Origin of the sequence: Roseovarius sp. (assembly GCF_018066915.1) — a bacterium.
Classification (GTDB): domain Bacteria; phylum Pseudomonadota; class Alphaproteobacteria; order Rhodobacterales; family Rhodobacteraceae; genus Roseovarius.
Genome location: NZ_JAGPVV010000272.1, coordinates 1 through 10,405, shown reverse-complemented (window position 1 = coordinate 10,405; position 10,405 = coordinate 1). Strand labels below are relative to the sequence as shown.

The following is a 10,405-nucleotide window of genomic DNA, read 5'->3' as shown; positions in this document are numbered from 1 at the left end:
AGCGCCAGAACCAGCACCAGCACGGTGTAATAGAGCACGAGGTTGAACTCTGTATGATCAAGGGCCTGCCCCAGAACCGTCGGGCGGGTAAAGCGCAGGCCATCCGCCCCGCCGGTCAGGTGATAGAATTTCTCGAGGATCGACCAGAAGATCATCGAAAAGGCGAGATTGAGCATGCCAAAGAAGATGCCACGATAGCGGACCACGAAAAGCCCGACAAAGAGACCTGCGGCCAAGGCCCCGAGCACCCCGACAAGCAGGATGACGACAAAATCGGTGGCGGGCAGCGACGTGATCAGGAAAGCCCCAGCATAGGCCGCAATCCCGAAGTAGAGCGCATGACCAAAGGACACCTGCCCGGCCCGCAAGAGAACCGTCACGCCCAGCACCGCAAGCCCTTTGGCCATCGCGAAATTGACCAGAAGTTGCATCGACGGCACCAAGAAGGGCACAACGGCAATCGCCGCGACGCCGATGATCCAGAGCCATGAAAGGGGGGATGTCATACGGGCCTTCACCTTGTTCTTGTGCGTGGTTGCCGGTTTGGATGCCTGTGCTTCGGAGGGCATCACGGGCCTCAGATCTTGCGCGCGGCGGGGCTACCAAAGAGCCCCTCAGGCCGCACGAGAAGAACCAGAACCATGATGAGATAAGGCACAAGCACCGAGATTTCCGGATAGAGATAGACGGCAAAGGACCGACCCAGACCGATCATCAGGGCGGTGAGGGCCGCGCCCTCGATCTGCCCCAGCCCGGCGGTGGCCACCACGGCAAAGGAGAGCACGATCATATCCGCGCCCATGCCCGGCAAGATCGAGGTTGTCGGAGAGGCCAGCGCACCGCCCAGCCCCGCCAGAACCGCGCCAATCACGAAGGTGAAGAGAAACACCCGGTCTGCGTCGATCCCGATGGACTGTGCCGCTTCGCGGTCTTCGGTGGTGGCGGTGATCAGCTTGCCCGTGATCGTATGGCGCAGGAAAAAGCGCATGCCGAGCAACAGAACCACGGCAATCAGCGGCAACAGGATGAGTTGATAGGCGGTATAGGTCACGCCAAACACGCTGACATTGCCCAAGGCCTGCAAGGCGGAGGAGTTGAAATAGGGCTGCGTGCCCCAGACCAGACGCTGCACGTCCTCGAGGATCATGAACACCGCGAAGGTCACGAGGAGTTGGAGCACTTCGGATTTGTCATAGATCCGGCGCAGGAGGAAATATTCGAGCGGCGCGCCGATCACGATGCCCACGAGAATGGCCGAGACGATCATCAGCGGAAAGGCAAAGGCCGGAGCAAAACCAAGGGCCATGACATATCCCACCAGCGACACGGTCGCATAGGCGCCAATCGCATAGAGCGAGCCATGCGCGACATTGAGGATGCGCATGACGCCAAAGATCAGGGTCAGCCCGAGTGCCACGATAAACACAAGCGCGGCATAGGCGACACCGTCGAACAGGGCGAGAAGGAAGATCGCGAGATTCATGGGCAAGTCCCGGCTGGTTCAAGGATACGGAGAGGGCAATCGCTTGCCCTCTCCGCACTGGTGAGAGGCTTGGATCAGTTCTCGAAGGTATCGACCGTCACGCTGTCGACAAAACCTGCATCGAGCGCGCCGACCCATTCGATCGAGTTCTGCCCGACCGGCGTGGTCAGTTCGTCACCGTCAAAGATCATGATGTTCTGCATCGTGGCAAAGGGATATTCGCCGGTTTGCACGCTGGTGCCCATCAACTGATCCTCGATGCCCTGATTGTCCTCGCGCAGGGTGATCGGGCGGCCGAGGCCCTGAAAGGTCAGACCTTCAAGCGCCGCAAGCAATTGATCCTCGCTCGGCCAATCGACGCTGTTATCGGCGATGGCCTTTTCATAGGCCGCCTTGAGCGCGGCGATGGCCTGACTGGCGTGGAACACGGGATAGACGGACACGTCGCCGGTCTTTTCCTCGTATTGCGCCATGAAGGCCTTGAAGTCTTCGTCATTGCGGCGCTCGGGGTGGAGGAAATAGTGATCCCCGCGCGCACCGATGATATGGCCGTCGGGCAGCGCCGCGCCAAGCCGCTCGAGCGAGGATTCAGCCAGCGGCAGAACAAAGGTCGAGGTGTTCATCAGCCCGCGCTGCGACGCCTGCTGCACAAAGGTGTCAAGGTCGCCGCCCCAGGAGGTGGACAGGATCACGTCGGGCTGCAAGGCTTGAAGCCGCGAGATTTCGGTGGAAAAGTCGGGCGAGCCGAATTTGGGGAAAAACTCGGCCACGACCTCGACATCGGGTTTCATCGCCTTGAGCGCGGTGATGAAGATATCCCAACTGTCACGACCCCAAGCGTAGTCCTGATTGACCACGGCGATGGTCTTGAAATCGGGCTTGGTCTTGAGCAGGTAGAGCACGGTTGCCAGCATTTCCGGTGTCGCATTGGCCTGCGTGCGGAAGACGTATTTGTAATCGTTCTCTTCAAAGATGCGCTGCGTGCCGCAGTCCCACATCAGATTGGGCACTTGCAGGTCTTCGGCCAAGGGGGCCAAGGTCTGGCAATTGCCGGAAGAGATCGCGGCAAGCATCACCTCGGCACCGCCGGATTCCACCATGCGGCGATATTCCGAGGTCAGCGCCTCGGCGCCGGCGCCTTCGTCGATGAACGAGATGTCGAGCGGCACACCGTTGATGCCCCCGGCAGCATTGATATTCTCGACGAGGATCTCCGCCGCATCGCGCGCGGGCACCCCAAAGACCGAGGCGGGACCGGTCAAAAAGGCGGTCATGCCGATTTTCAGGCTTTCGGGTTTATCTGCAGCACCGGCCGCAAGCGGCAGGGCAGCGGCCACCATGGCGGCGGCAACGCGTGTGACGAATAGGTTTTTCATTTGTAGTCCTCCCTGTTTTGTTGAGCCAATCAGCGCGGTGCGATTGGGGTGATGATCATCTGACAATGCCCGGTCGCGTGGCACGGTCCCCGGTGTGATCGCGGCGGCGCGCGGTCTTGGACGGGCTGCACGACGGGGAGGCGAAAATCCTGTCGGATGCACAAGCGCCCTCCGTCTGGCAGCAGCCGATGATGACAAAGCATGTCGTTGACTGGCGCATCATTCGAAGGCCCTCCCATCTGGCCTGTCCAAGATGGTAGACCGAGAGGCGAAGGCTCGGCCAATACCTTGACGCTATTCCGGCCATAGGTTCTTACTATCGCGGCACAAACTGGGACGACAGCGCCTTATAACGCCGATAGAGTGACTGCGGCATGGGGCAGGCGCGATGCGCGCCCGCAACCGCGCGCGATCCAGCGATCGAAATGGGGCGCGACGACCAATTTACGGGAGGATGGTAGCATGAAAATCGAGGCCGCAGTACTTGAGCGCGACAATATCCAGAGCGATTTCGAGGCGAACAAGGCCTTGACCGTGCGGACCGTCGATCTCGACGCGCCCGGTCGCGATGAGGTTCTGATCCGCATTGCCGCCGCAGGTGTCTGCCACTCTGACCTTTCGGTGATCAACGCAACCCGTCCCCGCCCCTTGCCGATGGTGCTTGGCCATGAGGCCTCGGGGATTGTCGAAGAGGTCGGGCCGGGGGTTGATGATCTCGTGCCGGGCGATCACGTTGTCTGTATCTTTGCGCCCGGTTGCGGCACCTGCCAGCCCTGTGCCGAAGGACGCCCGGCGCTCTGCACGCGGGCGGCGAAACATCACGGGGTCGGGGAATTGATGACCGGCCACCGCCGCCTGTCGATGGATGGAAGGCCGGTCAATCACCATGTCGGCGTCTCGGCCTTTGCCAGCCATGCTGTTCTCGCCCGCCGCTCTCTGGTCAAGGTCGAGGCCGACATTCCCACGCATATCTCGGCCCTTTTCTCTTGTGCGATGCTGACCGGTGCGGGGGCCGTTTTCAACACCGCCAAGGTCATGCCGGGCAGCAAGGTGGCCGTGCTGGGATTGGGCGGTGTCGGGCTTTCGGCGGTGTTGGGGGCCTTGGCGGCTGGCGCGGCACAGATCGTGGTGATTGATCCCTTTCAATCCAAACTCGATGCAGCACTCAGCATGGGGGCCACCCATGCCGTGACATCAGACGCGCATACCGCGCAGGCCGTGCGCGATATTACCGGTGGCGGCGTTGATTATGCCATCGAATTGGCAGGCTCGGTCAAGGCGCTTGAAACCGCCTATGACTGCACGTGCCGGGGCGGCATGACTGTGACCGCAGGCCTGCCGCATCCCGATGCGCGCATGCCGCTCAACGCGCTCAAGCTGGTCGCCGAAGAACGCAGCCTCAAAGGCAGCTACATCGGCTCTTGCGTGCCGCAACGCGACTTGCCGCGCATGTTCTCGCTGCATCAGCAAGGCAAATTGCCGGTGGAAAAGATGCTCACCCATCGCCTGCGCCTAGATCAGATCAACCTGGCGATGGATCAGTTGGACAATGGCACAGCCATCCGACAGGTGATCGAATTCGGGTGAGGCACCTGTGCAATTCGGAATGACCATCGCGGCTTGAATCGGCGCGGGGGTGGTTCTGACCGGGAAGAGTCTGTCGGTTGTCCGATATCTGAGGATATGGGCGAAGGTGCCGGAAAGGAGATGGTCAGCCTGCATCAAGAACCCGAACGGCCACGACTGACTCTACTGCAGCCGAAATTAGGGCTGTTACAGGATCCTACCGGCTGCGCGCGCTGCTGCGCATGGCCCAGTCCGCGCCGCCATAGGAGACTGCATAAACAAGCACTTCGGCGACGGCATCGTCAACGACAAAGGCAATGACCGCTTTCCTTCCTACCGGAATGGCGCGCAGGCCAGCGGCGATGTCATCGCGGAGGCTGCCCTTGTGCGGTGTTACCTTCAGCGCGGCGATGGCCGCCTCGATCTCGGCCAGCTTGCGGGCGGCAGAGTCGGGACCCGCATAATCAAGAATCCAATGCGCTATGGCGTCAAGATCACGCGCGACAAGTGGGTGGAAACGAATGCGGTAGTTCACGCGCCGCGGGCCGTCCCGATAGTGCGGTGGGCGGCGGCAAAGGCGTCATCCTGGTCGGTGAACTCTTCGCGCGGCGTTTCCATGCGCGCGCGGATTTCCTGTGCGAGGGCCGCAAGGGCCACGTCGCGTTCCTGTTCATCCCGTATCATCTGTTCCAGAGCGGCCGCGACTGCAGCGCTCTGGGTCGCGAATACGCCCTGTTCCACCTTTGCAGAAAGGAACTGATGGTGGCGATCCGTGAAACTGAGAGTGGTTTTGACGGTCATCCGAGCCTCCATGGTATGACTTATTCATCTACCGCATTGGTGGGCTTGTTTCAACCGTGGTGAGGGCAGCTTCGAACTTCGCATACGGCACGCCGCCCGGCGTTCTGGGGCGTTGTGGCTTCTGTGGTCGAATAATGACCCGGCCAAGACTATCGCAGGCCTTGGTCAATCAACGCGACGGGGGCGAGCATGATGGCCGTTGCCTCTTGGGCCAGCAGCATGGTGCCCGGAAGCAGCCCCGCGCGCCCCGAGGCATCGGCCTCGAGGCCTTGGCGTATGGCTTCGGTTTCCTTGAGAAAGCTGATGACCGAGGGGGAGGTGAGCGCGGCGAGATGGTTTGACCCCGCGTCGCGTGCCGACGAGAGGTTGATGACCGTCACATTCAACCCCGCAACCTCTTTGACCCCCCTAATGTTGCCAAGGCGTCGGGGCACGCCCGTCAACCGTGCCGACAGGCGCAAGGCCGGATCGTTTTGCGAGGTGAAGATGACAAAGGGATCAGGCAGATCGCCGATGGCCTCGGCCTGTGCCCGGAACAATGCCGGAGAGATGTCGGGCGAGAGCAGCACCACAGCGGATATCCGCGAGAAGGTCGCGCGATCCTCGCGCAGGGTCATCTGTCGCAGAACCTCCATCGTCAGTTGTGCGCCCATCGAATGGGCGACAAGCACGATCTTGCGCGCGCCTGCACGCCGGAGATCCTCCAGCATCTGCTCTAGCCCGTCGCGCGCGATGAGCACCGCGTCGCGGTCTGCGGCATAGCCAAGGGGGGCGCCGCGCGACGGCCAGGCGTAGTGAAGGGTGAGCGCCTCGATCTCAAAATCACGGATCATCTGGGCGGTTCGAAAGACGCCCTCGCCCATTGTGTTGTTGAAGCCGTGGATCGTGACGACAACCTCATTTCCCCTGATCTTGCCCGAGGCCAAGGCGCGGGCGACCTCGGCGCGAAACGTATCCCGCCCCGCGAGCGGGGTAACGCTCTGCGTCAGGAAATGCCTGTCAGGGTCAGGGTGCGCGTCTGGCAGCGCGACGATGCCCGGCTTGCCCGTCTTGGGCACGTTCACGTCCACCCGCGCATAGGTCAGCGGGCCGGCGGTTTTGGCGGACCATGCCCCCTCGGCCTCTTGGGCGCGTGTGGTGCCGACGTAAATGGGCACGATGACATCCCCGGCGAGGGCTGCGGCATCGGGCAAAAGATCGGCGCGCGGCGTGCATCCGGCAAACCAGACCAAGGCCAGCAAGACACAAAGCCTATGGCCCATCCTGATGGACGAAAGGATGGTGGCGGCGGGTTCGGGCATCTGGGACAAGCTTCTTTCGGAGAGACACAATCATGTCAACGGATCGCGACTTCGGTTCAGGATTGACTTCGCGGGTGTCAGAAAAGAGGGTTATATCACGTGGATTTTGGCCGATAGCGGTGCCCTGCTCAAAACGGGCGGCGCGGGCGCGGCCTAGTTGATGTGCGGGGCAGTCAGTTACCCCTTTGCAGAGTTGGAGCAGACCAGGGCGATGTCCGAGAAATCCGTCACCAAGGTGACACCACCCGCGCCCAAGGGAACGGTCGGGATGGCCACGGCCAAGTCGCGGCGCGCAAGCGAGATACGCGATGTCTTTGCCGGGAATTACCTCGACTATCAGTATCGCTTTGTGGAGTTTTTCGTCGAGCATCTGGAAGATGTGAGCCGCGTCTTTCGCGGAGACCTGCAACAGATGCTGGTTCTCGCGATCATCGGTCAGGTCAAGCTAAGGGCGGTCCGCGCGGCGGGGCTTATGGCGCAAGACCCTTTGCCGCCGACCCTTGCGCGCGATGGGATCAGCGCGTCCCGCATTGCGGATGTGACGGCGATTCCCCGCCAGACCGTGCGCCGCAAGCTCGCGCTCTTGCAGCAAAGGGGGTGGGTCGAGCAATTGCCCGACAACAGTTGGACGCTTCGCCACAGGGACGGGATAGCTGGCGCGCGGGTTGATCTGGCCGAGGTGGATCAGCGTGCGATAGACCGGGTGGCGCGCCTCTTTACAGACCTCGAAACGCTGGTGAACCGGCCCCTCTGACGGGCACGCCGAGGGTGATCTGGTGTCAAGGCGCTGACTGCCCATTTCGAGCGCCTCGTTTCTTGCTCTGGCACACAAGGCCGCATACGCATTGCAGAGATAGCACTAGCGGCGAGAGCACCGATGACAGCCAGAACCCCCGTCCTGTCTTGGGCCGCATGCGGCGGTGCGCCTAGATCATGCCCCGCCTGCCCCCGCACCTGATCGGCACCGACCGGGAGGTTTGGCGATGAGCCTGCGCTTGATGGTCCTTTTGGCCGCAGTTTCCCTGACGACCTGCGATGACGATCCGGGCGCGGCGGGACCCACCCCGCCGCGGGCCGTGCGCACCATGGTCGTGGATCAAGGCGGCGCGGATGCGTATCGCACCCTGCCCGGTGTGCTGACCGCCGCAGAAACCATGCGCCTTGCCTTTCCTGTCTCGGGCAGGCTGATCGAGGTGCCTTTGCGTGCGGGCGACCGGATGGTCGAAGGAGAGCAGATCGCGCGCCTTGATCCCGCCGAGATCACGCGCGAGATCACCGCAGCAGAGGCAAAACTGTCTGCGGCGCTTGCGCGTCTTGATGCCACGGATGCCGAGTTTCAGCGGCAGCGGGCGCTTTTCGAGCGTGGCCTTGTCGCGCGCGCCGGGTTCGAGCGTATCTCTGCGGAGCTTTCTGCTGCGCTGGCTGACCGGCGCGTGGCCGAGACCGAGCTTGCCGCCGCGCGCGACCGGCTGGACCGCATCACCCTGACCGCCCCGCGCGAGGGGGTGGTGACGGACCTGCTGGCCAATCGGTTCGAGGAACTTGCGGCGGGCCAGCCCGTCTATGAGGTGGCTGTGACGGCCACACTTCAGGCCGAGGTGCTGGCCCCCGAGGCGCTCTTGGCCGTGATCGCGCCGGGGACGCCGGTCTCGGTGCGGCTCCCTGCCTTCCCGGACCAGAGCTTTGACGCCGAAGTGACGGAAATTGCCGCCGATGCAGAGGCCGGTATCGCCTACCGCGTCAAGGCGCGGCTGGCCGCTCCGCCCGAGGGGGCCAAGACCGGATTTTCGGCGGCTGTGTCCATCAGGCTGCCGCGTGCGGCGGGTGCTCTCGACGTGCCCCTGTCGGCGCTGGTCTATTCGGACACGCAGTCCGAGCCGACAGCAGGCGAGAGCGGCACCGTCTATGTCTTTGACGAGGCGACGGGCACGGTGCGCGCGCGCCGCGTGCGGATCGACGGTGTGGTCGGCACCGACCTGCTGGTGACAGAGGGGCTATCGCCCGGCGAGCGGGTCGTGACCGCCGGTGTTGCGCTCTTGACCGATGGCGAGGCTGTGCGCCTCTGGAGCCTGCCGGAATGATGGGATTGACGCGCGCCGCGCTGGACCGCTGGCGGCTGGTTGTGGCGCTGGCGCTGGTGCTGATTGTCACCGGGGTGACGACCTATTTCACCCATCCGAGCCAGGAAGATCCCGAAATCACCATCCGAACGGCGGTGGTGACAGCGCGTTTTCCCGGCATGTCGGCGGCGCGAGTCGAGCAACTCTTGGTCAAGCCAATCGAAGAGGCCGCGCGACAGATCGCGGAAGTTGACACGATCGAGAGCGCCGCACAGACCGGCCTTGCCACCGTCAAGGTCGAGTTGCGGCCAGACGTGACGCAGGTCAAGCCGGTCTGGACCACGTTGCGCAACCGGATGACCGACCTTGGCCCCGCCTTACCCGAAGGAACTGTGGGACCGCTGGTCAATGACGATTATGGCCGTGTGGCTGTGACCACGCTGGCGCTGCATGGCGCGGATTTCTCTCCGGCCGAGTTGCGCGCGACGGCCCGCAGGCTCCGCGACCGTCTGGCGACTGTTCCGTTGGTTGGGCGCATCGGCCTCTACGGCGTGCAGGAGGAGCGGATCTGGATCGAGTTTGACCGCGCCCGTCTGGATCAGGCCGGGCTGACCGTTGAACGGATGCTCGATGCTGTGGCCGACCAGAACCTGATCCTGTCGGCGGGCGCGCTGCAAACCGAGGCCGGGTTTCGCTATGCGCTGAGCACGGACGGGGTTTTCGAGGATTGGCATGCCATTGGCGACGTGCCTGTGCCTCTGCCATCGGGCGGCACCACGCTCTTGCGCGATCTTGCGCGGATTTCGCGCGGGTATGTCGAACCTGTGCGCAATCCGGTGTTCTTCAACGGCAATCCGGCGGTCACGCTTGGGGTGTCGATGGTCGAGGGTGGCGCGATCCAGACCTTTGGTGCGGGCCTCGATACGGCGCTCGCTGATCTGCGACGTGCCCTGCCCCTCGGGCTCTCGCTTGATCTTGTGACGCACCAGCCGCCCATCGTCGCGGCCTCGGTGGCGGAGGCAACCGAGAATTTGGTTCAGACCATCGCCACGGTGATGGCAGTGGTGATCCTCTTTCTGGGGATGCGTGCGGGGATGATTGTCGGGGCCATCGTGCCGCTCAGCATCGTGCTGGCGCTGGTGGGCATGGCCCTATGGGGTATTCCGCTGCACCGCATTTCGATTGCGGCAGTGATCATCGCCTTGGGTCTCTTGGTGGATAACGGCGTGGTCATGGCCGAGGATATCAAGCGGCGCATCGACGCCGGCACCGACCCACGCGCGGCTGCACTCGAGGCCAGTCGCACGCTTGCGATCCCGCTGCTCACCTCGTCGCTGACGACGATCCTTGCGTTTCTGCCGCTGATGCTGGCCAGTGACGCGACGGGCGAATTCCTGCGCGCGCTGGCACAGGTGCTGGCGTTGACGTTGATGGCGAGTTGGCTCTTGTCGGTGACGGTGACGCCCCTCTTGTGCGTGCGGTTCCTGCGCGCCACGAACGTTGCAGCGGAGACAGAGCCGGGGCGCGGGGCACGGCTCTATCAGGGGGCGCTGCGCCGGGCCTTGGGGGCGCGGGCGCTTGTGCTCATCGGGACAGTGGTGGCCTTTGCTGTCGCGCTGGCCGCGTTGGGCCGTGTGCCGACCGGCCTCTTGCCGCCCTCGGAGCGAGCGCAATTTGTGCTCAACCTTGAGCTGCCTGCGGGCGTGTCGGAAGACGAGACCGCACGCGTCGCACGCCGTCTTGCGGGCTTTCTCGCGGATGACAGGAGCAATCCCGAGATCGTCGGCAACGTCGTCTATGTCGGGTCTGGGGGACCGC

9 protein-coding genes and 1 pseudogene are annotated in these 10,405 nt (G+C 63.3%); 4 read left to right on the top strand and 6 right to left on the bottom strand.

Annotated features, from left to right (window positions below; genetic code table 11):
• The 3 genes and pseudogenes from KBT70_RS15185 to KBT70_RS15175 all read right to left on the bottom strand — a co-directional run.
• Positions 1–506: pseudogene (locus KBT70_RS15185) on the bottom strand (branched-chain amino acid ABC transporter permease); the annotation flags it as partial.
• Between the two features lie 71 nt (positions 507–577).
• Positions 578–1,483, bottom strand: coding sequence for a branched-chain amino acid ABC transporter permease (locus KBT70_RS15180; protein WP_296635661.1), 906 nt, complete (start codon positions 1,481–1,483; stop codon positions 578–580).
• Between the two features lie 74 nt (positions 1,484–1,557).
• Positions 1,558–2,859: an ABC transporter substrate-binding protein gene (locus KBT70_RS15175; RefSeq protein ID WP_296635657.1), complete on the bottom strand. Its 1,302-nt coding sequence runs from the start codon at positions 2,857–2,859 to the stop codon at positions 1,558–1,560.
• Between the two features lie 462 nt (positions 2,860–3,321).
• On the opposite strand from KBT70_RS15175, the gene KBT70_RS15170 reads away from it, so the two are divergent.
• On the top strand, positions 3,322–4,446 hold the full coding sequence (locus KBT70_RS15170) for a zinc-dependent alcohol dehydrogenase family protein (protein ID WP_296635651.1): 1,125 nt from the start codon (positions 3,322–3,324) through the stop codon (positions 4,444–4,446).
• A 196-nt stretch (positions 4,447–4,642) separates the two neighbouring features.
• Here the strand turns inward: KBT70_RS15170 and KBT70_RS15165 are convergent, their stop codons facing one another.
• From KBT70_RS15165 to KBT70_RS15155, 3 genes are all read right to left on the bottom strand, one after another.
• Positions 4,643–4,960 carry a type II toxin-antitoxin system RelE/ParE family toxin gene (locus KBT70_RS15165; protein ID WP_296635645.1) on the bottom strand — a complete coding sequence of 106 codons (318 nt, stop codon included), beginning with the start codon at positions 4,958–4,960 and terminating at the stop codon, positions 4,643–4,645.
• Positions 4,957–5,226, bottom strand: coding sequence for a hypothetical protein (locus KBT70_RS15160; protein WP_296635640.1), 270 nt, complete (start codon positions 5,224–5,226; stop codon positions 4,957–4,959). Before KBT70_RS15160 ends, KBT70_RS15165 begins: the two co-directional genes overlap by 4 nt.
• A gap of 149 nt (positions 5,227–5,375) precedes the next feature.
• The gene (locus KBT70_RS15155) at positions 5,376–6,527 is read right to left on the bottom strand and encodes an alpha/beta fold hydrolase (RefSeq protein ID WP_296635636.1); all 1,152 of its coding nucleotides are present in this window, start codon (positions 6,525–6,527) and stop codon (positions 5,376–5,378) included.
• 211 nt (positions 6,528–6,738) lie between these two features.
• Here KBT70_RS15155 and KBT70_RS15150 point away from each other — a divergent pair, with 211 nt between their 5' ends.
• From KBT70_RS15150 to KBT70_RS15140, 3 genes are all read left to right on the top strand, one after another.
• Entirely contained in the window at positions 6,739–7,281 is a 543-nt protein-coding gene (locus KBT70_RS15150; RefSeq protein WP_296635633.1) for a helix-turn-helix domain-containing protein, read from the top strand.
• Between the two features lie 229 nt (positions 7,282–7,510).
• A complete protein-coding gene (locus tag KBT70_RS15145; protein WP_296635629.1) occupies positions 7,511–8,608 on the top strand; it encodes an efflux RND transporter periplasmic adaptor subunit in 1,098 nt (365 codons plus the stop codon).
• Positions 8,605–10,405: efflux RND transporter permease subunit (locus KBT70_RS15140; protein WP_296635626.1), on the top strand; the 1,801-nt coding region annotated here is incomplete at its 3' end. The genes KBT70_RS15145 and KBT70_RS15140, both read left to right, overlap by 4 nt.